This is a genomic window from Saccharopolyspora shandongensis (genome assembly GCF_900106995.1).
GTDB classification, from domain to species: domain Bacteria; phylum Actinomycetota; class Actinomycetes; order Mycobacteriales; family Pseudonocardiaceae; genus Saccharopolyspora; species Saccharopolyspora shandongensis.
On the sequence record NZ_FNOK01000073.1, the window covers coordinates 1 to 24,731 of the forward strand.

30 protein-coding genes and 1 rRNA gene are annotated in these 24,731 nt (G+C 70.6%); 14 read left to right on the top strand and 17 right to left on the bottom strand.

Features of this window, described 5'->3' with window-relative positions; all coding sequences use genetic code 11:
- The first annotated feature begins 12 nt into the window (after positions 1–12).
- Positions 13–129 (top strand): 5S ribosomal RNA (rrf, locus tag BLW84_RS41190).
- Between the two features lie 128 nt (positions 130–257).
- Here rrf and BLW84_RS41195 read toward each other — a convergent pair.
- Positions 258–1,022, bottom strand: a complete 765-nt coding sequence (locus tag BLW84_RS41195) for a TrmH family RNA methyltransferase (protein WP_093277367.1) — start codon at positions 1,020–1,022, stop codon at positions 258–260.
- A gap of 84 nt (positions 1,023–1,106) precedes the next feature.
- Here BLW84_RS41195 and BLW84_RS41200 point away from each other — a divergent pair, with 84 nt between their 5' ends.
- Positions 1,107–2,543 carry a WS/DGAT/MGAT family O-acyltransferase gene (locus BLW84_RS41200; RefSeq protein WP_093277436.1) on the top strand — a complete coding sequence of 479 codons (1,437 nt, stop codon included), beginning with the start codon at positions 1,107–1,109 and terminating at the stop codon, positions 2,541–2,543.
- Positions 2,540–3,043: a DUF6912 family protein gene (locus tag BLW84_RS41205; protein ID WP_093277369.1), complete on the top strand. Its 504-nt coding sequence runs from the start codon at positions 2,540–2,542 to the stop codon at positions 3,041–3,043. Before BLW84_RS41200 ends, BLW84_RS41205 begins: the two co-directional genes overlap by 4 nt.
- A 49-nt stretch (positions 3,044–3,092) precedes the next feature.
- Here BLW84_RS41205 and BLW84_RS41210 read toward each other — a convergent pair whose 3' ends face one another.
- The 4 genes from BLW84_RS41210 to aroA form a co-directional block, all read right to left on the bottom strand.
- Positions 3,093–3,884 (bottom strand): SCO4651 family lipoprotein, encoded by a 792-nt coding sequence (locus tag BLW84_RS41210; protein WP_093277371.1) that lies wholly within the window; start codon positions 3,882–3,884, stop codon positions 3,093–3,095.
- 85 nt (positions 3,885–3,969) lie between these two features.
- Positions 3,970–4,836: an SCO4651 family lipoprotein gene (locus tag BLW84_RS41215; protein ID WP_093277372.1), complete on the bottom strand. Its 867-nt coding sequence runs from the start codon at positions 4,834–4,836 to the stop codon at positions 3,970–3,972.
- A 141-nt stretch (positions 4,837–4,977) separates the two neighbouring features.
- Complete coding sequence (gene rsgA / locus BLW84_RS41220) at positions 4,978–5,985, bottom strand: ribosome small subunit-dependent GTPase A (RefSeq protein WP_093277375.1); 1,008 nt, start codon at positions 5,983–5,985, stop codon at positions 4,978–4,980.
- 16 nt (positions 5,986–6,001) lie between these two features.
- Positions 6,002–7,270, bottom strand: coding sequence for a 3-phosphoshikimate 1-carboxyvinyltransferase (gene aroA / locus BLW84_RS41225; RefSeq protein ID WP_093277377.1), 1,269 nt, complete (start codon positions 7,268–7,270; stop codon positions 6,002–6,004).
- A 135-nt stretch (positions 7,271–7,405) separates the two neighbouring features.
- Here aroA and BLW84_RS41230 point away from each other — a divergent pair, with 135 nt between their 5' ends.
- The 3 genes from BLW84_RS41230 to BLW84_RS41240 are packed head-to-tail and all read left to right on the top strand — an operon-like array spanning position 7,406 to position 9,521.
- Positions 7,406–8,170 (top strand): SOS response-associated peptidase, encoded by a 765-nt coding sequence (locus BLW84_RS41230; protein WP_093277380.1) that lies wholly within the window; start codon positions 7,406–7,408, stop codon positions 8,168–8,170.
- Between the two features lie 26 nt (positions 8,171–8,196).
- Entirely contained in the window at positions 8,197–8,913 is a 717-nt protein-coding gene (locus BLW84_RS41235) for an SOS response-associated peptidase (protein ID WP_093277383.1), read from the top strand.
- Entirely contained in the window at positions 8,910–9,521 is a 612-nt protein-coding gene (locus BLW84_RS41240; protein WP_093277386.1) for an alpha/beta hydrolase family protein, read from the top strand. Before BLW84_RS41235 ends, BLW84_RS41240 begins: the two co-directional genes overlap by 4 nt.
- Before the next feature lie 305 nt (positions 9,522–9,826).
- On the opposite strand, the gene ybaK is transcribed toward BLW84_RS41240, so the two are convergent.
- The gene (gene ybaK / locus BLW84_RS41245; protein ID WP_093277388.1) at positions 9,827–10,303 is read right to left on the bottom strand and encodes a Cys-tRNA(Pro) deacylase; all 477 of its coding nucleotides are present in this window, start codon (positions 10,301–10,303) and stop codon (positions 9,827–9,829) included.
- A gap of 227 nt (positions 10,304–10,530) precedes the next feature.
- Here ybaK and BLW84_RS41250 point away from each other — a divergent pair, with 227 nt between their 5' ends.
- Both BLW84_RS41250 and rsrA read left to right on the top strand, forming a co-directional pair.
- Entirely contained in the window at positions 10,531–11,235 is a 705-nt protein-coding gene (locus BLW84_RS41250) for a sigma-70 family RNA polymerase sigma factor (protein WP_093277390.1), read from the top strand.
- A complete protein-coding gene (gene rsrA, locus BLW84_RS41255; protein WP_093277392.1) occupies positions 11,232–11,564 on the top strand; it encodes a mycothiol system anti-sigma-R factor in 333 nt (110 codons plus the stop codon). Before BLW84_RS41250 ends, rsrA begins: the two co-directional genes overlap by 4 nt.
- A gap of 75 nt (positions 11,565–11,639) precedes the next feature.
- On the opposite strand, the gene BLW84_RS50585 is transcribed toward rsrA, so the two are convergent.
- Positions 11,640–11,717: a 50S ribosomal protein bL37 gene (locus BLW84_RS50585; protein ID WP_143061296.1), complete on the bottom strand. Its 78-nt coding sequence runs from the start codon at positions 11,715–11,717 to the stop codon at positions 11,640–11,642.
- 179 nt (positions 11,718–11,896) lie between these two features.
- Between BLW84_RS50585 and BLW84_RS41260 the strand changes: the two genes are divergently transcribed.
- Together BLW84_RS41260 and BLW84_RS41265 are read left to right on the top strand one after the other, a co-directional pair.
- Positions 11,897–12,112 (top strand): biotin/lipoyl-binding carrier protein, encoded by a 216-nt coding sequence (locus tag BLW84_RS41260; protein ID WP_093277394.1) that lies wholly within the window; start codon positions 11,897–11,899, stop codon positions 12,110–12,112.
- A 30-nt stretch (positions 12,113–12,142) separates the two neighbouring features.
- A complete protein-coding gene (locus BLW84_RS41265) occupies positions 12,143–13,636 on the top strand; it encodes a PAS domain-containing sensor histidine kinase (RefSeq protein WP_093277397.1) in 1,494 nt (497 codons plus the stop codon).
- 283 nt (positions 13,637–13,919) lie between these two features.
- Here the strand turns inward: BLW84_RS41265 and BLW84_RS41270 are convergent, their stop codons facing one another.
- Both BLW84_RS41270 and BLW84_RS41275 read right to left on the bottom strand, forming a co-directional pair.
- Positions 13,920–14,174, bottom strand: a complete 255-nt coding sequence (locus BLW84_RS41270) for a WhiB family transcriptional regulator (protein WP_093277399.1) — start codon at positions 14,172–14,174, stop codon at positions 13,920–13,922.
- Between the two features lie 249 nt (positions 14,175–14,423).
- Complete coding sequence (locus BLW84_RS41275; RefSeq protein ID WP_093277400.1) at positions 14,424–15,350, bottom strand: diacylglycerol/lipid kinase family protein; 927 nt, start codon at positions 15,348–15,350, stop codon at positions 14,424–14,426.
- Between the two features lie 426 nt (positions 15,351–15,776).
- On the opposite strand from BLW84_RS41275, the gene BLW84_RS41280 reads away from it, so the two are divergent.
- Positions 15,777–16,208 (top strand): hypothetical protein, encoded by a 432-nt coding sequence (locus BLW84_RS41280; protein ID WP_093277402.1) that lies wholly within the window; start codon positions 15,777–15,779, stop codon positions 16,206–16,208.
- 9 nt (positions 16,209–16,217) lie between these two features.
- Here the strand turns inward: BLW84_RS41280 and BLW84_RS41285 are convergent, their stop codons facing one another.
- The 4 genes from BLW84_RS41285 to BLW84_RS41300 all read right to left on the bottom strand — a co-directional run bounded on the left by BLW84_RS41285 (position 16,218) and on the right by BLW84_RS41300 (position 18,963).
- The gene (locus BLW84_RS41285; RefSeq protein WP_093277403.1) at positions 16,218–16,685 is read right to left on the bottom strand and encodes a GNAT family N-acetyltransferase; all 468 of its coding nucleotides are present in this window, start codon (positions 16,683–16,685) and stop codon (positions 16,218–16,220) included.
- Positions 16,686–16,759: 74 nt separating this feature from the next.
- Positions 16,760–17,356 carry an acid phosphatase gene (locus BLW84_RS41290; protein ID WP_093277405.1) on the bottom strand — a complete coding sequence of 199 codons (597 nt, stop codon included), beginning with the start codon at positions 17,354–17,356 and terminating at the stop codon, positions 16,760–16,762.
- A 30-nt stretch (positions 17,357–17,386) separates the two neighbouring features.
- A complete protein-coding gene (locus BLW84_RS41295) occupies positions 17,387–18,001 on the bottom strand; it encodes a DJ-1/PfpI family protein (RefSeq protein ID WP_093277406.1) in 615 nt (204 codons plus the stop codon).
- A gap of 11 nt (positions 18,002–18,012) precedes the next feature.
- The gene (locus tag BLW84_RS41300) at positions 18,013–18,963 is read right to left on the bottom strand and encodes a GlxA family transcriptional regulator (protein WP_093277407.1); all 951 of its coding nucleotides are present in this window, start codon (positions 18,961–18,963) and stop codon (positions 18,013–18,015) included.
- On the opposite strand from BLW84_RS41300, the gene BLW84_RS48090 reads away from it, so the two are divergent.
- Positions 18,941–19,546, top strand: a complete 606-nt coding sequence (locus tag BLW84_RS48090; protein ID WP_093277408.1) for an MDR/zinc-dependent alcohol dehydrogenase-like family protein — start codon at positions 18,941–18,943, stop codon at positions 19,544–19,546. The genes BLW84_RS41300 and BLW84_RS48090 overlap by 23 nt on opposite strands.
- A gap of 346 nt (positions 19,547–19,892) precedes the next feature.
- On the opposite strand, the gene BLW84_RS41315 is transcribed toward BLW84_RS48090, so the two are convergent.
- From BLW84_RS41315 to sodN, 3 genes are all read right to left on the bottom strand, one after another.
- Positions 19,893–20,765 (bottom strand): alpha/beta fold hydrolase, encoded by an 873-nt coding sequence (locus BLW84_RS41315; protein ID WP_093277410.1) that lies wholly within the window; start codon positions 20,763–20,765, stop codon positions 19,893–19,895.
- Between the two features lie 57 nt (positions 20,766–20,822).
- Positions 20,823–21,269, bottom strand: coding sequence for a cytidine deaminase (locus BLW84_RS41320; protein ID WP_093277411.1), 447 nt, complete (start codon positions 21,267–21,269; stop codon positions 20,823–20,825).
- A gap of 365 nt (positions 21,270–21,634) precedes the next feature.
- Complete coding sequence (gene sodN / locus BLW84_RS41325) at positions 21,635–22,042, bottom strand: superoxide dismutase, Ni (RefSeq protein WP_093277413.1); 408 nt, start codon at positions 22,040–22,042, stop codon at positions 21,635–21,637.
- 79 nt (positions 22,043–22,121) lie between these two features.
- Between sodN and BLW84_RS41330 the strand changes: the two genes are divergently transcribed.
- Entirely contained in the window at positions 22,122–22,436 is a 315-nt protein-coding gene (locus tag BLW84_RS41330) for a S26 family signal peptidase (RefSeq protein WP_093277414.1), read from the top strand.
- Positions 22,437–22,440: 4 nt separating this feature from the next.
- Here BLW84_RS41330 and BLW84_RS41335 read toward each other — a convergent pair whose 3' ends face one another.
- Positions 22,441–23,043 (bottom strand): dTDP-4-dehydrorhamnose 3,5-epimerase family protein, encoded by a 603-nt coding sequence (locus BLW84_RS41335; RefSeq protein ID WP_093277416.1) that lies wholly within the window; start codon positions 23,041–23,043, stop codon positions 22,441–22,443.
- 440 nt (positions 23,044–23,483) lie between these two features.
- Between BLW84_RS41335 and BLW84_RS41340 the strand changes: the two genes are divergently transcribed.
- Entirely contained in the window at positions 23,484–24,683 is a 1,200-nt protein-coding gene (locus tag BLW84_RS41340) for an NAD(P)-dependent malic enzyme (RefSeq protein ID WP_093277417.1), read from the top strand.
- Positions 24,684–24,731: the final 48 nt, after the last annotated feature.

Below are 24,731 nucleotides of genomic sequence, written 5' to 3' on the forward strand. Positions count from 1 at the left end.
GGGTTGAGGGTTGTCGGTGGCGATGGCGGGGAGGGTCCGCCCGGTCCCATTCCGAACCCGGTAGCTAAGCTCCCCAGCGCTGATGGTACTGCACTCGACAGGGTGTGGGAGAGTAAGACACCGCCGACACACTATTTAAAGGGGGCTCCCTTTTCTGGAAACAGAAAAGGGAGCCCCCTTTTTTATTTGCCATCGACGCAGCAGTTATCGGGTGGCGGACGGCCGCGACTGCGGCCGAACCACCACCCGTCCGATGCTCAGGAAGTCAGCTTGCGTCGGAGGAGTTCGAAGCACAGCACCGCCGCAGCGCTGGCGACGTTGAGCGATTCCACGCCGCCGGCCATCGGAATGGACAACGGCTGGGCGACTCGCGCCTGCACGTCGTCCGAAAGCCCGGCGGTTTCGCTGCCCAGCACGAACACCGCACGCGGTCCGAAGTCTGCGTCGAAGATGCTCTCCTCTGCGGAGGCTTCGAGCGCGAAAAGCGGGTAGCCGGCCTCGGTCAGCAGCTCCGCCGCCTCGCCGGCGGTCCGGGTCCGCAGGACCGGGGCGTGGAAAGCCACTCCGGCCGAGGCCTTGATGACCAGCGGGTCGAGGCTGGCGACGCCGCGGTGCGGCACCACGATGCCGTCGATTCCGGCCGCCGTCGCGGTGCGCAGGATCATGCCGACGTTCGCAGGCGTCGTCAGCCCGTCGAGCAGCAGGATGGTTCGCGGTGCGTGCGCGGGGTCGGCGAGCGCGTCCGAGAGCGGCCGCATCTTCCGCGCCACCACGTCGGCCAACACGCCCTGGTCGTGCCGGCCGTTCCCGGCCAGCACCTTCACCCGGTGCGCGCTCGCGCGCTGGACCTGCACCGCGCGGTCGGCGGCGGCCTCCTTGATCTCGTCGATGATCGAGCCGCGCAGCCCCTCGGCGAGGATCACCTTGTCCACGCGCAGGTCGTAGTCCGTCAACGCCTCCAGCACCGGCTTGCGGCCGTAAACGGTGACGAATCGATCTTTAGGGGAAACTTCGCTGGTCACGCTTCCAAGTGTCACATGCTCCGCCGCGCCCTCCTCGACTGGAACCCCTCGGGAACCGGCGCCTCGTATGCCAGGATCGCGGACATGTCCGATCGTCTCTCCGCAGTCGACGCTTCGTTCCTCTACCTGGAGGACTACACGACGCCGATGCACGTCGGCGGCGTCGCGGTGTTCCGGCGCCCGCGCACCGGGTTCGACTACGACAAGGTGCTGGCGCTGATCGACCGCAGGCTGGGCCTGGTGCCGCGCTACCGGCAGCGGGTGATGCAGATCCCGGGCGGGCTGGTGCGCCCGGTGTGGGTGGACGACCAGGACTTCGACATCACCTACCACGTGCGGCGGTCGGCGCTGCCCAAGCCGGGCAACGACGATCAGCTGCACGACCTGGCCGCGCGGCTGATGTCCCGCAAGCTCGACCCCACCCGGCCGCTGTGGGAGATCTACCTGGTGGAGGGTCTGTCCAAGAACCGGGTGGCGGTGATCACCAAGACGCACCAGGCGATGGTCGACGGCATCGGCGCGATCGACATCGGACAGGTGATCCTGGACGTGGAGCGCAACCGGCAGGTTCCGGACGCCGATGAGCTGTGGATGCCGCGCCCGGAACCGAGCCTCGCGGAGCTGGTGGTCGAGGCGATGACCGACGCCGTGCAACGTCCCGGCGAGGTGGTGGAGAACGTGCGGGCGGCGGTCGTCGACGCCACCGCGACGGTCCAGAAGATCACGCGAGCGCTCGGCGGTGTCGCCTCGGCGCTGCGCACTGCGGTGGTTCCTGCGCCGAGTGGGCCGTTGAACGCGCCGACCTCCACCCAGCGCCGGTTCGCCGTCGCGCGGGCCAAGCTCGACGATTTCCGCGCCGTCCGCCAGGCTCACGGCAGCACCGTCAACGATGTGGTGCTGGCGGTGGTGACCGGTGCGCTGCGGAACTGGTTGTTGTCCCGCGGCGAAGTGGTGTCACCGTCGACGACGCTGCGCGCGATGGTGCCGGTGTCGGTGCGCTCCGACGACGTCGAGGCGCGCCCGACGTACCCGGAGACCGGCAGCCTGCCGGTGGGGTCGGTCGGCAGCAAGGTGTCGGCGTACCTGGTGGATCTGCCGGTGGGCGAGGGGAATCCGATCGTCCGGCTGCACCAGGTCAGCCATGCCATGCGTGCGCACGCGGAGTCCGGGCAGTCGGTGGCGGCCGGTGCGCTGGTCAAGGTGTCCGGGTTCGCGCCGCCGACCCTGCACGCGTTGGGGGCGCGGGTCGCGAACCAGTTCTCGGACCGATTGTTCAACGTACTGGTGACCAACGTTCCGGGACCGCAGGTGCCGTTGTACGCGGCGGGGGCGAGGATGATGGAGATGTTCCCGGTGGTGCCGTTGGCCAAGAACCAGTCGCTGTCGGTAGGCGTTACCTCCTACGACGGCGGCGTGTACTTCGGGTTGAACGCGGATCGGGATGCGATGCCCGATGTGGACGTGTTGGCGGCGATGATCGGAGAAGCAGTGGACGAGATGATCGGGACGGTCGACGCATGAGGGTTTACCTGCCCGCCACGGTGCCGATGTTGCGGCGACTGGTGGAGGAGAAGCAGTTGCAGCCGTTGGGTGGGACGGCGTTCGCGTTGACGCCGGCGCTGCGCGAGTCCTACGCCAGCGGCGACACGGAGGAGCTGGAGTACGCGGCGATGCGGGAGGCCTCTCGGGCGTCGCTGCGGTTGATCGGTGGTGACCTGGGCGCGGGCGAGAAGGTCGAGCTCCGCCGGGTGGTGATCTCCGCCGATGTCGACGACGTGACGCTGCGGCCCGATCTGGACCACGCCGTGGTGAAGGTGTCCGGGCCGGTGCAGTGGAAGCAGATCGCGGCCGTGCACGTGGACGCCACGGAGGCGGAGGACGCGGTGCGCGCTGCGGCGGAGGTCATCGACGCCGCCGACCTCGGCGATCCGGACGCGGACTTCACCCTGGGCGAGGCGGAGGACCACGAACTCGCCTGGTACGCCCCGCAAGAGGTGCCGTTCCTGCTGGAGCTGATGTAGCGACCCGGTGGTGCGGCCCGGGCGAGTCGCCTCGGGCCGCACCGCGAGTTCAGCGCTTTTCCTGGACCTGGTCGGCCGGCGGCACGGTGATCTGGACCGGCTTGCCCCAGTCGCTGTAGTGCACCGTCATGGTCGACTCGGGGATCTGCCGGCCGGCCACGGTGAGGGCGGGCGTGGTCGAGTCGGTCTTCAGCGGCAGGCCCTCGGCGTCCACCCACACGGTCTGCTTGAGCTCGGTGACCCCGGCGTCGGCCAGCGCCTGGAACGCCGGCTTCTCCTCGGGCTTGGCGCCGGCGGCGGCCTCCTTGAGGTCGGTCACGATCTCGTAGCGGGTCGCCTCCTGGCCGTCGACCTGCTCCTTGGCGCTGGAGGTGATCTTGGACCCGGGCGGGAGCATGGACTCGAAGTCGTTGATCTTGCCCAGCTGGCCGAGCTGCTGCGCCATCGAGTCGTTGGCGGCCATCTTCAGCCACGGCTTGCTCGGGTCACCGGAGAGCTGAGCCAGCTCCGGGCTCTTGATGTACATCCCGTCCTTGGTGAACACCATCTCGGTCGCCCCGGTGCAGGCCATCTCGGTCTGCGCGATGTCGAGCCGGCACTTCGTGGAGCCGAGGGCCTGGACGGCGCCGGTGCCCTCGAAGGACACCGTCACGGTCTTCTTCGCGTCCATGTTGGACTTCGCCGAGCTGATCAGCGACGAGATGTCCTTGAACGGCGAGCTGGAGCTCTCGGTCTGCTCCTGGCCGGCGTTGCCCGGGGAGGCTGGGGTGCTGCCCTGACTGCAGGCGCCCAGGGTGATCGCCAACGCTGCTGCGGAAAGGGCGACTGTGGTGCGGCGCACGGGATTTCCTCTCTGCATGAAGATTGCAATGCCTGAAAAGTAACAGTTCTTCATGCCTCTTTCGGGAGGTTTGCGGCAAGTGCGGTCAACGCGGCGGCTGCTGCGCCTGCGGCGGGAGGGCGTCGAAGACGCCGATCTGCCCGGCGGGCGGGACCGGGATCTCGGCGGGGACGCCCCAGTCGCGGTAGGTCGAGGTCAGCGACACCTCGCCGGCCTGGGCGACCTCTTGATCGGCCGCGAACCGTGCGGGCAGGCCGGAGTCGTCGAGCCACAGCTGGTAGCCGAGCTCCGGCTCCCCGGCATCGGCGGCCTGCCGGAACCGGTCGCGCTGCTGCGGATCGTCGGCCACGTCGGCGGCCTGCGAGGTGATGATCCGCAGCTCGTAGCGGGTGGTGGGCTTGCCGTCGACCATGTCGGGCGCGCTGGTCTGGATGCGGGTGGCGGGCTCGACGCCGGTGAACGCGGCGCGCGGGTCGACGGCGTCGTGCAGCTGGTCCAGCGCGGGGCCGAGGAGCTTGTCGCCGAAGTCGGCGCCGCCGGGCGTGATCTTCAGCCAGGGCTTGTCCGGCGCGGGTCGCACCAGCGGGGTCCGCAGGTAGCCGACACCATCCATGATGGACAGTGAGAGGTGCTGCGGCGACCGGTTCCCGGGCGTTCGGGTCTGGCCTTCGAAGGCGAGATCGGTTCGCGGTCCCCGGTAGCGGACGGCGCCTTCGGCGGTCAGTTCGCCCACCACGCCGAGGCTTCCGCGCACGCTGCTGTGCACGCTGCCGCGTTCGCTGATCTTGTTCATGACCTGCGACAACATGGCATCCGCTCGCGGGCGGGGGTCGGGGCGGGCGGCCATCAGCGGCCCGGGTCGCGGAGGCGGTTCGGCGCCGCAGGCGCCTAGCGCGGCGATCAGGGCGAGACCGGCGGACAACACCGCGGTCCTGGTGCTGGCTCGTGGCATCGGGCGAGCTCCTCGGGCCGTGTCAGCGTGCGGTGGCCGAATCGTCCGCGCGGTCAAGGAAAAACCCGCATCGGACGCCGAGATCCACGCTAACAACGAAGTCGTCACGCCACAGGCGACGATCGAGCCTCGTTCGGGGGATCAGACCTCGTCGAGCCCGGCCCGGGAGCGCAGCAGGCGGCGCAGCGAGGCGAGTTGCTCGACGCTGCCGCCGTCGGCGGCGTAGGTGTCCAGGTGGCAGTCCGGATCGTCGGAACCACCGAGGTGGCCGCAGTTCGGTGGGCATTCCTCCGCCGCCTCGGCGAAACCTTCGAACGCGGCGATCACGTCGTCCGGGGTGACGTGCGCCAGGCCGAACGAGCGGATGCCCGGGGTGTCCACCACCCAGCCCCGCCCGGGCAGCGGCAGCGCGACCGCCGAGGTCGAGGTGTGCCGGCCCTTGCCGACGCCGCTGACCTCGCCGGTCGCCCGGTCTGCCGCCGGCACCAGCCGGTTGACCAATGTGGACTTGCCGACGCCGGAGTGGCCGACCAGCGCGGACACCCGGTCCGTGAGCATCGCGCGGAGATCCTCGGGTTCGCAGTCCTGGCGGGTGATCGTGATCGGCATGTCCAGGGAGGAGTACGTGTCGATCCACTCGCCCGGATCGGCGAGGTCGGCCTTGGTCAGGCACAGCACCGGCGTCAGCCCGCCGGCGTAGGCGGCGACCAGGCATCGGTCGATGAAGCCGGGCCGCGGCGGCGGATCGGCCAGCGCGGCCACGATGATCAGCTGTTCGGCGTTGGCGACCACGACCCGCTCGTACGGGTCGGTGTCGTCGGCGGTGCGGCGCAACACGCTGGTGCGCTCGTCGACCCGCACGATCCGGGCCAGCGTGTCCGGCTTGCCGGAGATGTCACCGACCAGGCCGACGCGGTCGCCGACCACCACCGGGGTGCGGCCCAGCTCGCGGGCCCGCATGGCGGTGACCAGCCGGTCCGGGTTCCCGTCCAGCGCGCACGTCCACCGGCCGCGGTCGACCGCGACCACCATCGCGGCCGCGGCGTCCTCGTGCTTGGGGCGCTGCTTGCTGCGCGGACGGCTGCCCCGGCGCCCGGGGCGCACCCGCACATCGGACTCGTCCAGATCCCGCCAACCGCGCTTGCGCATCAGACCGCCCCCGCGCTCACGCCGATTCCCCGAGCATCGTCGCCCACATCCCGGGGAAGTCGGGGATCGTCTTGGCGGTCGTCGCGATGTCCTCGACGACCACGCCGGGCACCTTCAGGCCGAGGATCGCGCCGGCCGTGGCCATCCGGTGGTCGGCGTAGGAATGCCAGTTCCCGCCGGTCAGCGGCCGCGGCTCGACCAGCAGCCCGTCCTCGGTCTGCTCGACCGCGCCGCCGAGCTTGGTGAGCTCGTTCTGCAGCGCGGCGAGCCGGTCGGTCTCGTGGCCGCGCAGGTGCGCGATGCCGCGCAGCCGCGAGCGGCCGGTCGCGAACGCGGCCAGCGCCGCGACGGTCGGGGTGAGTTCGCCGACGTCGTGCAGGTCGATGTCGACCGGCGCGAGCTCCGCGGGGCCGGTGACGGTCAGCCCGGCCTCGCTGCGTTCCACCTGCGCGCCCATCAGGCTCAGGATGTCGCGGATGGCGTCGCCGGCCTGCGTGGTCTGCGCCGGCCAGCCGGGCACGGTCACGGTGCCGCCGGTCACCGCCGCGGCGGCGAGGAACGGGGTGGCGTTGGACAGGTCGGGTTCGATCTCGACGTCCAGCGCGCGGATCTCGCCCGGCGCCACCCGCCAGGTGTTCGGCTCCCGGTCGTCGACGTCGATGCCGGCGGCGCGCAGCATCGCCACGGTCATCTCGATGTGCGGCAGCGACGGCACCGGCTTGCCGTCGTGCCGCACCGTGACGCCCTGCTCGAACCGCGGCGCGGAAAGCAGCAGCCCGGAGACGAACTGCGACGACGCGGACGCGTCGATGGTGACCGTGCCGCCGGTCAGCTTCCCCGTGCCGTGCACGTCGAACGGCAGCGCATCGCCGCTGATGTCGGCGCCCAGTTCGCGCAGCGCGTCGAGCACCGTGCCCAGCGGCCGCTGGCGGGCCTGCGGGTCGCCGTCGAAGGTGACCCGGCCGACGGCCAGGGCCGCCACCGGCGGCACGAACCGCATGACCGTGCCGGCCAGGCCGCAGTCGACCTCGGCCGGTCCCCGCAGCTCGCCCGGCGTGACCTGCCACGAGCCGTCCGGCCCGTCCTGGATCTCGACCCCGAGAGAGCGCAGCGCCCCGGCCATGAGCTCGGTGTCCCGGCTGCGCAGCGGGGCGCGTAGCGTCGACGGGCCGTCGGCGAGCGCGGCGAGCACCAGCGCGCGGTTGGTGATGGACTTCGAACCGGGCACCGGGACGGTCGCGTGCACGGCGCCGCGGGCGACCGGAGCAGGCCAGAGCTGGGTCATAGGGCAATGATCCCCCACCCGCCTCCCCGATTTCAGCGGTGGGGGCAATCCGGCCATGCCGCTCGCCTGCGGCGATGCGGCCTGACAGGATGAGGACGACCGTTCGGCCACGAGGCGATGGAGGTCCGACCAGGCATGTGCGGCAGGTACGCCTCCACGAAGGATCCGGGCAAGCTCGCGGCGGAGTTCGCGGCGCTGGACGCCACCGGCGGCGCCGCGCCGGGAGCGGATTTCAACGTCGCGCCGACCAAGAACGTGTTCACCGTGGTGCAGCGGCATCCGCGAGACGATGCCGGTGAACGCGAGCTCGATCGAACCGAGCGCACCATCCGGGTGATGCGGTGGGGCCTGGTGCCGATGTGGGCGAAGGACAAGGCCATCGGCAGCCGGATGATCAACGCGAAGTCGGAGACGGTGACGTCCAAGCCGGCGTTCCGCACGTCGATCAAGCGCTACCGGTGCCTGCTGCCCGCCGACGGCTGGTACGAGTGGAAGCGCGAAGGCGGCCGCAAGCAGCCGTTCTTCATGACCTCCCCGGACGGTTCCAGCCTGGCGATGGCCGGGATCTACGCCACCTGGCGCGATCCGCAGGCCGAGGACGCGCCGCCGCTGGTGACCTGCTCGGTGCTCACCACCAGCGCGCTCGGGCAGCTGGCCGAGGTGCACGACCGGATGCCGTTGCTGCTGCCGGCGACGGCGTGGGGCGAGTGGCTCGACCCGGACCAGCCGGACGTCGCCGACCTGCTCGGCGCGCCGTCGCGGGAGCTCGTCGACGGCCTGGAGATCCGCCCGGTGTCGACCGCGGTCAACAACGTCCGCAACAACGGCGCCGAACTCCTGGAACGCGTGTCGCTCGATGCGCAACCGCAGGCGGTAGGTTTGGACCCGGAAGCGAAATGAGCGGTTCGGGCGCGGGGTGAGTTCTGATGTGTGGTCGGTACGCCGTCCGGCACGACCCGGCGGCGCTGGCCGAGGAATTCGCGGCGACGGATCGCACGGCCGGGGCCGTCGGCGCGGATTTCAACGTGACGCCGACCAAGACGGTGCCGATCGTCGTGCAGCGCGGCGCCGAGCGCAGCGTCCGCCCGGTGCGCTGGGGCCTGGTGCCGACCTGGGCGAAGGAGATCGGCAGCGGCCCGCCCATGATCAACGCGCGGGCCGAGTCCATCACCACCAAGCCGGCCTTCGCGGACTCGGCGCGCCGCCGCCGCTGCCTGATGCCCGCCACCGGCTGGTACGAGTGGCGGCCCGGTGACCAGCGGCGACAGCCCTACCTGTGCACTCGCGGGGACGGCGAGAGCCTGGCGATGGCCGCGGTGTTCTCCGCGTGGTGGGCGCCGAACTCGACCGACCAGCCGCTGGTGACCTGCGCGGTCGTCACCACCGATGCCGTCGGTGAGCTCGCCGACATCCACCACCGCATGCCGCTGGTGCTGCCGAGGCACCGCTGGGCGGACTGGCTCGATCCGCAGCGCACCGAGATCGCGGACCTGCTGGAACCCGAACCGGAGGTGCTCGCCGAACTGGCGATCCACCCCGTCTCCACCGAGGTGAACAGCATGCGCAACAACCATCCTGACCTGCTGGAACAGGTCGAGCCGGCGCCCGCGCCCGCCGAGCAAGCCGCGCTGTTCGAGTCATGACCAGGGTCGAGGTCGAGACGCCGCACGGCCCGGCCAGGGCCGAGCTGCACTGCGCGGAGGAGGGGCGCGCCGCGCTGCTGCTCGGGCACGGCGCGGGCGGTGGGATCGCCGCGCCCGACCTGGTGGCGGTGACGCGGGCCGCGACGGAAGCCGGCGTGCACGTGGCGCTGGTCGAGCAGCCCTACCGGGTGGCCGGCCGCCGGGCGCCCGCCCCGGCGAAGCAGCTGGACGCGGCCTGGCTCGCCGTGGTGGAGGACCTCGGCGAGCGCTGGTTCGCGGATCTCTCGCTGATCTTCGGCGGCCGGTCCTCGGGGGCGCGCGTCGCCTGCCGCACCGCGGAGGCGGGCGCCGCTTCGGCGGTGCTGTGCCTGGCGTTCCCGGTACACCCGCCCGGCAAGCCGGAGAAGTCGCGGCTGGGCGAGCTCGACGGGGTGGAGGCCCCGGTGCTGGTGGTGCAGGGCGAGCGGGACGCGTTCGGCCAGCCGGAACCGTCGCACAACCGCGAGGTGGTGCTGGTGCCCGGCGACCACTCGCTGAAGGCCGACGTGGACGCCGTCTTCCGCGCCGCGCAGGAGTGGCTCGGCCGGATTCTCCGCCTCATCGACTAGCACTCGAAATAGTTGTGACCGGGGGCACGATTCCGGCGGCCGAATCGTCCGCTCGAAAGCGCCGCGTTGCCGGTTCTGCCCGGATGCCGCAACATCGGTGCGGCACTGGGGGGGGAATCGTTTCTTCCGATCGCCCGGAATCGCGGTCGGGGCGTGAATCGGTCTGCAGAAAAGCGAATTCGGCTGCGATCTCGTCGATGCTCCCGGGCAGGAGGAATGCCCCGGCCTGTCCGGGTCCCGGTGCGGCTGTTGCGCGGCAGCCGCACCAACGCCCGGGGGAGCGGCCGTCCGCTCCCCCGGGGCGGTCAACCGGCGATGTCGGCGACGCGGGCGTCGAGCAGCCGGACCAGATCGTCGGCCGCCAGCTCGATCTCCAGGCCGCGCCGCCCGGCGCTGCAGTAGATCGTGTCGAACCCGGTCGCCGACGCGTCGATCACGACGGGGAGCCGTTTCTTCTGGCCGAGCGGGGAAATCCCGCCCGCCACGTAGCCGGTGGCGCGTTCGGCGTCGGCGATCTCGGCCATCTTCGCCTTCTTCCCGCCGACGGCGGCGGCGAGCGCCTTGAGATCGAGTTGGCCGGTGACCGGCACCACGCCCACGGCGAGCTTGCCGTCGACCTCCGCGACCAGCGTCTTGAAGATCCGCTCCGGCGGCTGGCCGAGCGCCTCGGCGGCTTCCAGGCCGAACGACTCGGCGCGCGGGTCGTGTTCGTACGCGTGAACCTGGTGCGAGATGCGCCGCTTGCTCAACAGCGCCGTAGCCGGGGTGCCCTTGCCTGCCATGAGCGTCACTCTAGAAGGCCGGAATATCTCCCGGCACGCATTGCGTTGGACGGGGCGTGACGATGGACTCGACGAACACCTGCGTGCTGGACCGCCCCGAGCGTGCGCCGCTATCACCACCGGGAAATAGCAGGCGGGCACGGGTATCCTCGAATGCGGACCATGCGCAGGATCGCATGGGTTCGTCGCCTGCAGTCACCTCGTCCAGGCGGCGGGAAAGGAGCCCGGTGCCAAGCACCCCAGAGCACCCGGACGCAACCGGGCGGCCCGGCGACGTCGGGCGGCTCAGCACTGCCGACACCGATGCACCCGTCGACTCCGCCGTGGTCGACCGCGGTGAGGAGAACGACGAGCAGCGCGCGGCCCGCTTCGAGCGGGACGCGATGCCGCTGCTGGACCAGCTCTACGGCGCGGCGCTGCGGATGACCCGCAACGCGCAGGACGCCGAGGACCTGGTCCAGGAGACCTACCTCAAGGCCTTCTCCGCGTTCAAGTCGTTCGCGCAGGGCACGAACCTCAAGGCCTGGCTGTACAGGATCCTCACCAACACCTACATCAACGGTTACCGCAAGCGGCAGCGGCAGCCCCAGCAGCAGCCTACCGACGAGATCGCCGACTGGCAGCTCGCGCAGGCGGAGAACCACACCTCCAGCGGCCTGCGCTCGGCCGAGGTCGAGGCGCTCGACCGGCTGCCGGACACCGATGTGAAGGCCGCTCTCCAGCAGCTGGCCGAAGAGTTCCGCATGGTCGTCTACCTCGCGGACGTGGAAGGCTTCGCCTACAAGGAGATCGCCGAGATCATGGGCACCCCGATCGGCACCGTGATGTCGAGGCTGCACCGTGGTCGCCGGCAGCTGCGTGAGATGCTCACCGACGTTGCCCGTGATCGCGGTTTCTTGCGGCAGAACCAGCGGGAGGTGAGCACCAAATGAACTGCGGTGGGCCGGACGAAGCCTCCTGCGAGGACGTGCTCGCTGAAGTGTGGCTTTTCCTGGACAACGAGTGCGACCAGCAGCGGCGCGCCGCCGTGCAGCAGCACCTCGACGGGTGCGGGAGCTGCCTCGAGCACTTCGGCATCGAGGAGCACATCAAGGCGTTGCTGCATCGCAAGTGCAGCGGTGAGCACGCGCCCATGGAGCTGAAGGCCCGGCTCCGGGCCTCGATCCGCGAGGCCGTCCTGGAGAAGGCGGAAGTGACCGTCGAGCGCGGCCCCGAAGGCACCTCGGTGGAAGTGCGGGCGAAGCGAACTTCGGCGGAATGACCCGCAAGACGACGAATGGCCCCGGACCGATTGGTCCGGGGCCATTCGAGCTTTCGACGGCTGGTGCCGTCGCGTTCACGAGCCGTTGGGGCGCTTGCCGTGGTTGGCCTTGTTCTTGCGCCGGTCCTTCTTCTTGCGGCCACGCTTACCCATGGCAACTCCCTAAAGTTCGCTTTCGACCAGTCCGACCGTTCGCAGGTCTGCACGACCACCCGGTCTCCGCTGGGGTTTCGACTATCTAGTTTGACATGTGCGCCACCTGCCGCCGGCGGGTGGTTCCGGTCGTGGTTTCCTAATCAGGGGCCTACCGGGTCCACGACGAGGAGGAGAGCATGGCCGAGGAGATCCGCGCGGAGATGGTCGCCAACGTCATGACGGTGTCGGTGGCCGAAGGCGACTCGGTCGGCGATGGCGACTCGCTGGTGCTGCTGGAGTCCATGAAGATGGAGATCCCGGTGCTCAGCGAGGTGTCGGGGACGGTCAGTACGGTTGCCGTCAAGCCGGGCGACGTGGTCCAGGAAGGCGATCTCATCGCGGTCGTGGAGTGACGCGACCGCGCCGACCCAGGGAGGCGGATCTTGTCCACGCTGAGTGATCTGCTCGCCGAGCACACCGGGTTGTCCGGCACCGCCGCCGACCACCTGCAGCTCGTGGTCGCCGAGTGGCAGCTGCTGTCCGACCTGTCGTTCGCCGATTTCCTGCTCTGGGTTCCGATCGGGCCGCAGGATGCGCCGGAGAGCCGGTTCCTGTGCGTGGCGCAGGCGCGGCCCACCACGGCGCCCACGGCCCATCCGGAAGACGTCGTCGGTACCGAGGTCACCCAGGACGAGCACCCGCAGCTGCGCCGCGCCGCGCTGGAGGGCCGGATCTGCCGCGAGGAGGATCCGCGCTGGCACCTGGGCGTGCCGGTGCGCCGCGAGACCATCCCGGTGAAGCTGGGGAACGAGATCGTCGCGGTGCTCAGCCGGGACACCAACCTGGCCGTGCCGCGGGTGCCGTCGCCGCTGGAGATCTCCTACCTGGGCAGTGCCGCCGACCTGTGCCAGATGGTCGCGGACGGCACCTTCCCGACGCCGGAGCCGGCGCCCGACGTGCACACCAGCCCGCGGGTCGGTGACGGGCTCATCCGCCTGGACAGTTCGGGCACGGTCGTCTTCGCCAGCCCGAACGCTCTGTCGGCCTACCACCGCATGGGCCACGCCGCGGATCTGGTCGGGGCGCAGCTCGCGCCGCTGACCCGGTCGCTGCTCAACGATCCGTTCGACGCCGACGAGGTGGCGCAGCGCGTCCGCCGGGCGATGGGCGGTCAGCCCAGCATGCGCATCGAGGCCGAGGCCCGGGGCGCGACGGTGCTGTTCCGGGCGCTGCCGCTGCGGCCCCGCGGCCAGCAGGCGGGTGCGCTGGTCCTGGTGCGCGACGTGACCGAGGTCAAGCGCCGCGACCGCGCGTTGATGTCGAAGGACGCGACGATCCGCGAGATCCACCACCGCGTCAAGAACAACCTGCAGACGGTCGCCGCGCTGCTGCGGCTGCAGTCGCGCCGCACCGGGAACACCGAGGCGCGGCTCGCGCTGGACGAGTCGGTGCGGCGGGTGACGTCGATCGCGCTGGTGCACGAGACGCTGTCGATGTCGGTGGACGAGCGGGTCGATCTCGACGACGTGGTCGATCGCGTGATCCCGATGATGAGCGACGTCGCTGCGGCCGAGACCGGAGTCAAGGTTCGCCGCGAGGGCCTGTTCGGGGTGGTGTCGGCCGAGTTGGCCACGCCGCTGGTGATGGTGCTGACCGAGTTGGTCCAGAATGCTTTCGAGCACGCCTTCCCGGAGGGGCAGGGCGGCGAAGTCGTTGTGCAGGCGGAGCGTTCGGCGCGTTGGCTGGACGTCGTCATCTCGGATGACGGTCGCGGCCTGCCGAAGGGTTTCTCCCTCGAACGCGCCGAACGTCTCGGCCTGCAGATCGTGCGGACCCTCGTGGAATCAGAGCTCCGAGGATCGTTGAGCTTGCGCGGTCGCGGTCGGCAACGCGGTACCGAGGCGGTGCTGCGGGTGCCTCTGAAGTACCGGCGCTGACGTCGGCCCGTTGGCCGGGCGCCGCGCTGGTGCATCGATATCCGGTGACTCGCCGGTCGGGTGGCGGGTCGTGGCCGATCGGGTCGGTTTCCCGGTGACCGTCAGCTCATCCGGTGGAGAGCTCGGTGGGGGTTTCCGGGACCGACATCGACGCGGATCGGCCGGGTCTCGTCGGGGATGTGCTTCTGTCGGGTGCGATGGCCGTTCGTTCGACCGGGGCGAAAACGTGCGGTCGGCCGCCGGGGGTGCGACCGCACCGGCACGTTTTCAGCGAGTTCGCGACTCAGGCGTTGGTGCGAGCCCGGGTGCGAGTGTTGCGACGCTTGAGCGCGCGACGCTCGTCTTCGCTCATTCCGCCCCATACGCCGGCGTCCTGCCCGCTCTCCAGTGCCCAAGCCAGGCACTCGGAGGCGACCGGACAACGGCGGCAAACGGCCTTCGCCTCGGCGATCTGCAGCACAGCAGGACCGCTGTTCCCAACGGGGAAGAACAGCTCCGGGTCCTCGTCACGGCAAACCGCATCGTGGCGCCAGTCCATCGTTCCTTGCTCCTCGCTAGGCGCGCCTCATGCGCGCCGCTCGTTTCGTTCGGGGTGTTTGTGAATGCTTTCACGGAGTCCGTGTGCTTGTGAATGCTTTCACGAACTGCCGCGATGTCAAGAGTTCGATCTCGCGTGGTGAGGGAACTCACCTGAAAGATCGATAGGGCTTGACCAGGGGTTTCGGTGTGTCGCCGGTCGCAGACGGGGGTCGCGAGTCGACAACTACGTTCATCCGTTACAAGAAGGTTATACAGCGACGCGGAGAGCGTCCGGGACGGAGAAGAACTCGATCACCGAACGCTCGCCCAGGCAATCGCCGTCGACCTGCAGGCGCAACGGCTCCGTACAGGTTACGCGGAGATACCCCGCGTTTGCACGCTGAATTGAGTTTCTCGGGTGTGGTTTCCCTCTACCGCGTAGCATCTGCGCTACATGTTGTAACACTGGGTAAGCGCTCATGTTGTGCAACGCGAAAACGCCGAGACCCGTGTCGAAGGTGGTGTCGGGGCTCATGCGCACCGGACGTGACCCGAGATACGTCCACGGATCGGTGTTCGAGACGAACACGCTGTGCAACTGATCGACCGGATCTTCGTGACCGATTTGCAAGCTGATCCGCGGCGCCTGGCGCGCCATGCGGAAGTAGCAGCTCAACGCGGTGCGCGCATACAGGGCGGGCGTCACGTTCTGACCGCGGGAGCGCAACCGTTCGACCTCGGCGACGACCTCGGCGTCCCAGCCGACGCCGGCGTTGAAGGTGAACCAGCGGTCGTCGGCCTTGCCGAGCCCGACCATCCGGCCGCTGCCCTCGGCCACCGCGCGCAGCAACCGGTGGGTGGCCTCGACCGGGTCCCTGGGCAGGCCGAGCGCGCGGGCGAACACGTTCGCCGAGCCGCCGGGCACCACGCCCAGCGTCGGCATCGCCCGGTCGCCGCGTTCGGCGGCCGAGAACATGCCGTTGACCACCTCGTTCACCGTGCCGTCGCCGCCGAGCGCGATCACCAGGTCGACGCCGTCCTCCACGGCCGCTCGCGCGGTGTCGGAGGCGTGGCCCCAGTACTGCGTTTCGACGACGTCCAGCTTCAGCTCGCTGGCCAGCGCGTGGGCGATCACATCCCGGCCGGCCGCAGTGGTGGACGTCGCCTGCGGGTTGACGACGAGTACGGCGCGCACAACCGCAGCCTAGGCGAGGCCGTTGTGCGCCGACGCACCCTCCGGTGTTCGGCGTCTGCCGCGCGGGTCAGCTCTCCCGGACCGCCCCCTTCCGCAGCGAGTCGGGCAGGGAACGGCCCATGCGCCGGGCTGCGGTGGGTCCGGCGGGCTGAGACACCAGGAGCGGGTGCGCCACGCCATCGACCGCCACCGAGATCCGGGGGAACCCGGATGCGCAACCCCGGAGCGCATCCGATCGTCTTCCGCCGGGACCTGCCGGGCGCACGGCGGAATGCGAGGACACCCCGATATCCCCGACCGCCGCTCGAGCCATGAGTCGATCATTGCGCGTGATGGTGGTCGCAGCCATGCGGCGTTCGGGCGGTATTACCATCGGTGGTGCGTACGCAGAGTCACCGAAGTGGTTTCAGGAAAGGCGAATCGACCGTGCCGACCGAAGTCGTCCCGCGCACCATCCGCATCGCGGGTGTCCTGACCACCCTGCAGGCGGCAGCCGGGTTGAGCTTCGTCGTGGCCCTGCTGATCCGCAGCACCTCGTCCGACGTCGGGGGCGTGGGGCAGTTCGAGCCGACTCAGATGCTCGGCGAGGCCGGGTACTACGCGCTGCTGTCCTCCGGCGTGCTGGCCGCGGGCATCGGTCTGTGGCGGGGCAAGCACTGGGCTCGCACGCCCGCGCTGCTGATGCAGCTGCTGCTGCTGGGCACCGCCTGGTACGCGTTCGGGCCGTCCGGGCAGCCGCTGATCGCGCTGGTGCTCGCGGTGCCGGCGATCGCCGTGCTGTGGTTCCTGTTCAACCGGGAGGGGCGGGCCTGGTCGTTCTACGCAGGCGCCGCCCCCGACGCCGATCGCGACGCGTGAGAGCTCGCGTCAGGCGCTGAACGTGCGCAGCGCGTCGCCGGTGAGCCGGTACACGGTCCACTCGTCCATCGGGATCGCCCCGGCCGCCTTGTAGAAGTTGATCGAGGGCTCGTTCCAGTCCAGCACCGACCACTCCAGGCGCGCGTAGCCGCGGTCGACGCACTCCTTCGCCAGGGTCTGCAGCAGCGCCTTGCCGAGGCCGGAACCGCGCTGCTCGGGGCGGACGTAGAGGTCCTCCAGGTAGATGCCGTGCACGCCTTCCCAGGTGGAGAAGTTCAGGAACCACAACGCAAGTCCGACGACGGCACCGTCCACTTCGGCCACGTGGCCGAACAGCGCGGGGGCCGGTCCGAACAGTGCGTCACGAAGCTGCTGCTCGGTCAGGTGGCACAGCTCCGGCGCCTTCTCGTACAGCGCGAGTTCGTGCACCAGCCCGACCATGGCGGGCACGTCGGCTGGGGTCGCCCGGCGGATCATCGATACCTCCACGTGAGTCACTTGGCCCCAGGATATTCGGGGCCGGTGACCGCCGGTGCGGCGGAATTGCCCGGTCAGCCCTGCTGCCAGGGCGGGATGTTGGACCGCGCCACCTGAGGCACGCCCCGCTCGTCGCCCAGCACCGTGATGCCCGCCGGGTCCAGCGCGAAGTGCACCCCCGACGTGGCGGGCAGGCCCAGCCAGCGGGCGATCAGGCAGCGGCTGAAGTGGCCGTGCCCGACCAAGACCACGTCGGAGCCGGTGTCGGCGATGCGGGCCAGCAGCTTGTCGGCGCGGACCGTGACGTCCGCCGCGCTCTCGCCGCCCGGGCACGGGTGCGTCCACACCGTCCACGCCGGCACGGTCTCGCGGATCTGCGGCGTGGTCAGGCCCTCGTAGTCGCCGTAGTCCCATTCCGCGAGCAGCGGCTCGGTCACCACGTCGGCCAGGCCGGCCAGCGTCGCCGTGCGCTGGGCGCGCTGCCGCGGGCTCGCCAGCACGACGACCGGCCCGGCCGGGCGCAACGCGGAGAGCGTCTGCCCGGCCTGCCGCGCCCGCAGCTCGCCCTCGACCGTGAGCGGGATGTCGGAACGACTGGTGTGCCGGCCGGTCTGCGACCATTCGGTCGTGCCGTGCCGGAGGACGTAAACGCGGTGCTCATCCTGTGCCACGGCGTCGAGCGTAACCGCGTTGCGCTGGGCTTACCCCTTCAGCGCGGCGGCCAGCAGCGCCGGGCCGGCCTTCTCCGGCGAGCCGGTGTCGAACGGCGGCTGCGGGTCGTACTCCAGGATCAGCTGGGTGATCTTCGCGGTGTCCTCGCCCCACAGTTCGGCGGCCAGCCGCAGCCCCATGTCGATGCCCGCGGAGACGCCGGCGCCGGTCACCACCTTCCCGTCGAACACGACCCGGTCGGTGACGACCTCGGCGCCCAGTTCGCCCAGCAACTCGCGCACCGCCCAGTGCGTCGTCGCGCGCTTGCCGGTCAGGATCCCGGCCTTCGCCAGCAGCAGGGATCCGGTGCACACCGACGTCGTCCACGTCGTGTTCGGGTGCACCGCGGCGAGCCAGGAGACCAGCTCTTCGTCGTCCAGCGCCGTGTGCCAGGCGGCGCCGCCGGGGACGACCACGACGTCGGGCCGGTCGAGCTCGGCGAAGGTCGTCGTCGGCTGGACCGGCAGCCCGGAGCCGCAGTGCACGGTGCCGCGGCCCGCCGCCACGAAGTGCGGGGTGACGGCCGGATTGCCCGCCAGGGTCTCGTAGGGCCCGACCAGGTCGAGCGCGGTGAACTTGTCGTAGAGCACGAATGCGATGTCCACGGTGGACTCCTTCAGCCTGCGGTGCGGAAGCGATCTCGGTAGGCGCTCGGCGGCACGCCGAGCTGGCGGAGGAAGGCCCGCCGCATGGTCTCGGCGCTGCCGAAGCCGCAGCGCCGCGCGACACCGCCCCGGCCGGCCTCCAGCAGCGCGCGGGCCGCTTCGACGCGCGCCCGCTCGACGTACCGGCCGGGGCTGGTGCCGACCTCCCTGGTGAACAGGCGGGTGAAGTGGCGCGGGCTCATCGCCAGCCGCGCGGCCATCGCCGGGACGCTGTAGTCGCCGGCCGGGCACGCCGAGATGTCGCCGAGCAGTTCGCGGAGCGCGCGGTCATCCACCGGCGGCGCCGAGTTCCACACGCTGAACTGCGACTGGCCGCCCGGTCGCTGGAGGAACACCACGAGCCATTTGGCCAGCGTGCGGGCCGGTTCGGCGCCGTGGTCGTCCTCGACCAGCGTGAGCGCGAGATCGACTCCCGCGGTCACCCCGGCCGCCGTCACCAGCGGTGCGTCGCGGACGTAGATCGAGTCCGGCTCGACCGTCACGGCCGGGTAGGACGCCGCGAGCTCGTGGCACATCGCCCAGTGCGTGGTCGCCCGGCGCCCGTCGAGCAGGCCTGCCTCGGCCAGCAGGAACGCGCCGGAGCACACCGAAGTGATGCGCTCGGCGAGCCCGGCCAGCCGGCGGATCTGGCGGATCAGCTCCGCGTCGGAGATCGCCTCGCGGATGCCCTCGCCGCCCGCGACGACGAGGGTGCCGAGCTCGGTGATCTCTTCGAGCGCGATTTCAACGCCGAGCCGGACCCGCGACGACGTCACCACGTCCCGGCCACCGAGCGACGCCAGGCGCACCCGGTAGCGGCCGGCGAGGAGTCGCGACGCCCCGTCGAAGACCTCCAGCGGCCCGGCGGCGTCCAGCAGCTGGACCCCGTCGTAGACCGCGATGACCACCTCGTGCCTGTCCACGCCTCCGAGCCTGGTCGTTCCGGTGGATGTCCTCAAGGACGAGCACCCCACCGATCAGGACGAGTGCTGCGCCGCTGCCGGGCCCATCGCGCGGCCCGCCGAGAACTCCGCGTCGAACACCGCACGGCCCGCCGCTTCCCGCGCCCGGTCGGCGATCCGGTCGACGTCGTGGCGCTCCGCGGGCGGTAGCGGCGCTCCGACCGACTCCCGCGCGGCCGCTGCCCGGCCGAGCAGCCGCGCACCCGGCGGGGAGCACCTGGAGGCCGCCATCGACGCGATGCGCGTCGGCGGCCGGATCGCCCTGGTGGGCGCCATCAGCGGCTACCACGCCGGGGCGCCGGCCGCGGGCCCGCGCAACTACTTCCAGTTGGCGGGCAAGGAGATCACGATGCGCGGCCTGCTCAGCGGCCGCTACTTCGACCGGTTCGGCGAGTACATCGGCAAGGCCGCCGGCCGGCTCGCCGACGGATGCCTGCACGCCGAGTCCACAGTGGAGCGAGGAATCGAGCGGGCTCCCGAGGCGTTGATCGGCGTCTTGAACGGCGCCAACACCGGAAAGATGCTCGTCCGCCTGGGCGACTGACGAACCGCACTGATCGGAGGATCGCTGAAATGACGTCCCACCGGGGAGAACGGGCGCTCGTCGTCGTCGCGCACGTCGATGCGCACCATGTGCGCCCGGAAGCGGATGCTGTGGCTGGGGCTGGCCGGCGGATCGAGCGGCGGATACGCGGCGAGCGGCTTGGCCGCGGCGATGGACACCCAGCTCCGCATGGGCATCTCGGACTTCTGCGGCATCGAGGACGCGGAGCTCCGGCTACGACACCGAGACCGTGCCGGAGGAGCAGGTGCTCGCCGACGCGGAGACCGCGGCGGCGGACTTCCTGTTCGGCGAGGCCGCCGAGGGGTGATCGACCGGCGCCGGCCGGTCAGTCGCCGGTCGGCGCCGGATCCAGCAGGCTGCGGAGGATCTGCTCGGCGTGGGTCCAGAGCAGGGCGCCGCCGGCGTCCGGGACGAGGTGGTGCCGGGCGCCGGGGATGCGCCGGGACAGCGTGGCGCCGAAGTCGGGCGAGTGGCTCGGGCTGGTGTCCAGCCGGCCGTACCAGAGGTCGACGGGGACGCGGATGTCCTCCGCCGCGAACGGCCAGCGGCTCATCGCCAGCGCGGTGTCGCGGGCGTACCCCGCCGTGCCCTGCGCGAAACCGTCGGCCATGGCACGGCGGAAAGCCCGTTCGAACCGCGGATTCCGGTAGACGGCGAGGTCGGTTTCCGGGCTGAAGGCGACGATCAGCTTCCACAGCGCGTCCGGGCTGCCGAACTCGGCGAACGACTCCTCGGCCGCCGCCGGATCGGCGGCGACCGCGTCGACCATGTCCCGCAGGTCGCTGGGGAGCGCGTCGCCGAGCACCGCGAACTCGTCGGCACCGGCGACGACGGCGGCCCGGCTCGCGACGCCCGCCGCAGCACAGGCCAGGGCGTACGGTCCACCGGCCGAGTAGCCGACGGCCGCGAGGTCGTCGATGCCGCGCCCGGCGGCGAACTCGGCGATGTCGTCGGCCCAGTCGCGGAGCGTGCGCCCGGGTGCGGGATCGGAGGCGCCCAGGCCGGGCCGGTCCACCGAGATCAGCCGGATGCCCAGCGCGTCGACGACATCGGCGCCGAACCCGAGCCGCCGGCTCGTCGCGGCGCCGGGGCACAGCAGGACGGCGACGCCGTCCGCCGCGCCCCACTCGCTCCAAGCGAGGCGGCGCCCGTCGGCGAGTTCGTGCAGCCCGAGCCGCGTCGGTTCCGGAACGTCCATGGTCGTCAATTGTGGACACGCCCGCACGCGGGCGCATTCGAATTTTCGGTCGCCGGATCAGGCGAGGTGCTCCGCGATGGACGGCCAGCCGCCGTCGGCGGAGAACCGGGTTCCCCAGTAGAACGGGTTCAGCTCGCGCAGCGTCCGCGCCGACCAGCCCGAAGGGCTGTCCGCGTCGGCAACCGCCACCTCGACGTCCGGGCCCCACAACGCGAGCCGTTCCTGGCAGACGCCGCACGGCGCGAGGACAGGATGGCCTTCGGCACCAGGCCATTTGCTGACGCAGACGGAGGCGGTGACGCGCTTGTCGAGCGTGTACGCCTGGCAGAGCGCGCCGGTCTCGGCGCACAGGGTGGCGGCAGCGTTGAGGTTGTCGAGGCTGGTGCTGGTCAGGACATGGCCGTCGTCGAGCCGCACGGCGGCCGCCACGGCCTGCTCGGCGTGCCCCCAACGCCGTTCCAGCAGCTCGACGGCCGCGTCCACCAGTCGTTGATCGAGTCCCATCCGGCCAGTCTGCCGGGCCGGAATGCGAAAGGACGCCGGCCGGCGGAAGTTCCCGCCGCCCGGCGTCCTTCCCACCTGACGGGGCTGACTACCGCGAGGTCTATGCCCTGCTCAGGGAGGCGGAGGCCGGCACCGAGTTCTCGTTGTGGGTCGCGGATCTCGTCGGCTCAGTGGAGTACTTGCACGGTGACCAAGGTGGCGATGCCAGCTCGGTTGGTGGTCTTCCCCGACAGCCGTGAACATGTGTCCAGAATGGACTTCCTCGGGCCGTGCGCAGGCCGTCGAAGGGCGCCGGACAGCAAAGGAAGACGCCGACCAGCGAAGGGGTGTTTTCGCTGGTCGGCGTCTTGGTTGAGCTCGTGACCTCAGCCCTGCTTGGTCTCCCAGAAGATCTTGTCGATCTCGGCGATGTAGTCCAGCAGCTGCTGACCGGACTTGGCCTCCATGGAACCCTTGGTCCCGGCCGCGCCCGCGGCCTTGGTGGCCTTGTTGATCAGCTCGTGCAGCTGCGGGTACTTCTCGAAGTGCGGCGGCTTGAAGTAGTCGGTCCACAGCACCCACAGGTGGTGCTTGACCAACTCGGAGCGCTGCTCGGCGATCAGAATCGCGCGAGTGCGGAACTCCGGGTCCTCATTGGCCTGGTACTTCTCCTGGATCGCCTTGATGGACTCAGCCTCGATCCGCGCCTGCGCCGGGTCGTACACGCCGCACGGCAGGTCGCAGTGCGCGGTCGCCTCGAGGCGGGGGCTGAGGATTCGCGACAGGAGTCGCATGATTCCTCCCTGACAAGTGAGTGCTCCGACAGGGGCGACCCTACTCTTGAAGATCCTCGAAGTCCCAGTGGAGGTGCCTGTGAAATCCCTCGGGCGGTGGCCTTGGCGGCGGTTGCTGGTGCGCGGGCCGTCGATGGTTCCCACCCTGCGGGATCGCGACGTGGTGTTGTTGCGGCTGCGGGGTTCCGTCCGGCAGGGAGACGTCGCGCTGGTGCGCTGGGCGCAGCGTCCGGGGCAGCTTTCGGTGAAGCGCGCGCTGCGGCGGGACGGCGACGGCTGGCACGTCGAGGGCGACAACGCCTTCGGTTCGACGGATTCGCGGGAGCTCGGCCCGGCCGAGGTGCTCGGCGTCATCCGGTGGCGCCTGTGGCCGAAGCCCGGCCGCCTGCGGTGACGCGTCAGCCGCGCAGGCTTTCGTAATGGGCCAGGCAGTTTTCGTAATCCGGAAGCAGGCCTTGCTCGGCGGCCTGCGCGAGGCCGGGGGCCGCCCGGTCCTTTTCGGACAGGATCGGCTCGCCGTCGAGGTCGGACCACGGCAGCGCCAGGTCCGGGTCGAGCGGGTCGATGCCGTGCTCGGCCGCCGGGTTGTACGGCGTGGAGCAGAGGTAGGTCATCACGGTGTCGTCGGTGAGCGCGGCGAAGGCGTGCCCGAGCCCCTCGGCGAGGTAGACGGCGCGGTATTCGGTGGCGTCCAGCTGGATCGCCTCCCAGCGCCCGAAGGTCGGGGAGCCGACGCGGATGTCGACCACCACGTCTAACAGCGCGCCGCGCGGGCAGTACACGTACTTCGCCTGGCCCGGCGGCACGTCGGCGAAGTGCAGGCCGCGGATGACGTTGCGCGCCGAGACGCTGTGGTTGGTCTGCGCGACCCGCAGCGGGTGCCCGGTGGCGTCGACGAACGCCGCTTCCTGGAACGGGGCGACGAAGAGCCCGCGGTGGTCGGGGAAGGCCTTCGGGGTGAACTCGTAGGCGCCCGTGATCTCAAGTCGACGTACCTGCACGTCCGAAAGCCTATGGGTCGGGTTGGAATGCGGATCGGTGGGGCGGAGTTGATATCGGCCGTGCGAGCTATTCCACCCATTATTCAAACCGGACGTACGTACTGCGAAATGCGGCGCTGAAACCGGACGAGCGTACTGCCGAAAGAAGATCCAAATAGGACGCGCGTACTGCCAACAAGCCTTGACAAAATGTTGAACTTGCTGGTGAGGTTATGTGATCCCGGTCGCTGACACTGATCTCGCGGCCTGGCACACTGTTCGAACCGCAGCGTCCGCCGAGGGCCGCTGTCCGACCAGGGCGGCAGGTCTCGGTTATTTCGAAACACTCGCCTGTCCCGCACGCCAGGGCAGGCGAGCGTTGCACGGGCGGCATAGTGCCGCCCGGTCCGCCCGGCCTGGAATGTGTCCGGGCCGCAGGCATGGCTACTTGGAGGGACGCCGTGACCACCGTCAACGACAGCACCGCAAGCGGAGTCGGTGCGGATTTGACCAACGAGGAGATCTTCGCGGCGCACGAGGGCGGCAAGCTCTCCGTCGACGTGACGACGCCGCTGGATTCCGCGCGGGATCTGTCGATCGCATACACCCCCGGCGTGGCGCAGGTCAGCCGGGCGATCGCCAGCGACCCGGCGCTGGCCGACCGCTACACCTGGACCCAACGGCTCGTCGCCGTGGTCAGCGACGGCACCGCCGTGCTCGGCCTGGGCGACATCGGGCCGCGGGCCTCGCTGCCGGTGATGGAGGGCAAGTCCGCGCTGTTCAAGACCTTCGCCGGGCTCGACTCGATCCCGCTGGTGCTGGACACCACCGACGTCGACGAGATCGTGGAGACCCTGGTCCGGCTGCGCCCGTCGTTCGGTGCGGTCAACCTGGAGGACATCTCCGCGCCGCGCTGCTTCGAGCTGGAGCGCCGGGTTTCCGAGGCGCTGGACTGCCCGGTCATGCACGACGACCAGCACGGCACCGCCGTGGTCGTGCTCGCCGCGCTGCGCAACGCCGCCAAGGTCGTCGGCCGTGAGCTGGGATCGCTGCGCGTGGTGATCTCCGGCGCCGGCGCAGCCGGTGTGGCCTGCGCGAAGATCCTGCACACCGCCGGCGTCGGCGAGATCACCATGCTCGACTCGCGCGGCGTGATCCACTCGAGCCGGCAGGACCTGACGCCGATCAAGCAGGAGCTCGCCGAGTTCACCAACTCCAGCGGGATCACCGGCGGGCCCGCCGAGGCGCTGCGCGGCGCCGACGTGGTGGTCGGTGTTTCGGTCGGGCAGCTCCCGGAGGAGCTGGTGGCGACGATGGCCGACGGCGCCATCGTGTTCGCGCTGTCCAACCCCGACCCGGAGATCCACCCGGACGTCGCCAAGCGGCACGCCGCCGTGGTCGCCACCGGGCGCAGCGACTTCCCGAACCAGATCAACAACGTGCTGGCGTTCCCGGGCATCTTCAAGGGAGCGCTGGACGTCGGGGCGCGCAAGATCACCGACAACATGAAGGTCGCCGCGGCCGAGGCGATCGCGGCCGTCGCCGCCGACGACCTCAGCGCCGACTACATCGTGCCCAGCCCGCTCGACCCGCGGGTGGCGCCCGAGGTCAGCGCGGCGGTCGCGAAGGCGGCGCGGGCCGACGGAGTCGCGAAGGCATGAGCCGTCGAGGCTGTTGCCGGCTGACCGGACGGCGGTAGGTTCGGTTGG

Coding starts and splice junctions, on each gene's coding strand:
- BLW84_RS41320 (WP_093277411.1), bottom strand. CDS start 21,269: ATGGGACTCGATCAACGACTGGTGGACGCGGCCGTCGAGCTGCTGGAA.
- sodN (WP_093277413.1), bottom strand. CDS start 22,042: ATGCGACTCCTGTCGCGAATCCTCAGCCCCCGCCTCGAGGCGACCGCG.
- BLW84_RS41200 (WP_093277436.1), top strand. CDS start 1,107: ATGTCCGATCGTCTCTCCGCAGTCGACGCTTCGTTCCTCTACCTGGAG.
- aroA (WP_093277377.1), bottom strand. CDS start 7,270: ATGACCCAGCTCTGGCCTGCTCCGGTCGCCCGCGGCGCCGTGCACGCG.
- BLW84_RS41230 (WP_093277380.1), top strand. CDS start 7,406: ATGTGCGGCAGGTACGCCTCCACGAAGGATCCGGGCAAGCTCGCGGCG.
- BLW84_RS41260 (WP_093277394.1), top strand. CDS start 11,897: ATGGCCGAGGAGATCCGCGCGGAGATGGTCGCCAACGTCATGACGGTG.
- BLW84_RS41235 (WP_093277383.1), top strand. CDS start 8,197: ATGTGTGGTCGGTACGCCGTCCGGCACGACCCGGCGGCGCTGGCCGAG.
- rsgA (WP_093277375.1), bottom strand. CDS start 5,985: ATGCGCAAGCGCGGTTGGCGGGATCTGGACGAGTCCGATGTGCGGGTG.
- BLW84_RS48090 (WP_093277408.1), top strand. CDS start 18,941: ATGACCACCTCGTGCCTGTCCACGCCTCCGAGCCTGGTCGTTCCGGTG.
- BLW84_RS41285 (WP_093277403.1), bottom strand. CDS start 16,685: ATGATCCGCCGGGCGACCCCAGCCGACGTGCCCGCCATGGTCGGGCTG.
- BLW84_RS41240 (WP_093277386.1), top strand. CDS start 8,910: ATGACCAGGGTCGAGGTCGAGACGCCGCACGGCCCGGCCAGGGCCGAG.
- BLW84_RS41215 (WP_093277372.1), bottom strand. CDS start 4,836: ATGCCACGAGCCAGCACCAGGACCGCGGTGTTGTCCGCCGGTCTCGCC.
- ybaK (WP_093277388.1), bottom strand. CDS start 10,303: ATGGCAGGCAAGGGCACCCCGGCTACGGCGCTGTTGAGCAAGCGGCGC.
- BLW84_RS41205 (WP_093277369.1), top strand. CDS start 2,540: ATGAGGGTTTACCTGCCCGCCACGGTGCCGATGTTGCGGCGACTGGTG.
- BLW84_RS41315 (WP_093277410.1), bottom strand. CDS start 20,765: ATGGACGTTCCGGAACCGACGCGGCTCGGGCTGCACGAACTCGCCGAC.
- BLW84_RS41270 (WP_093277399.1), bottom strand. CDS start 14,174: ATGGACTGGCGCCACGATGCGGTTTGCCGTGACGAGGACCCGGAGCTG.
- BLW84_RS50585 (WP_143061296.1), bottom strand. CDS start 11,717: ATGGGTAAGCGTGGCCGCAAGAAGAAGGACCGGCGCAAGAACAAGGCC.
- rsrA (WP_093277392.1), top strand. CDS start 11,232: ATGAACTGCGGTGGGCCGGACGAAGCCTCCTGCGAGGACGTGCTCGCT.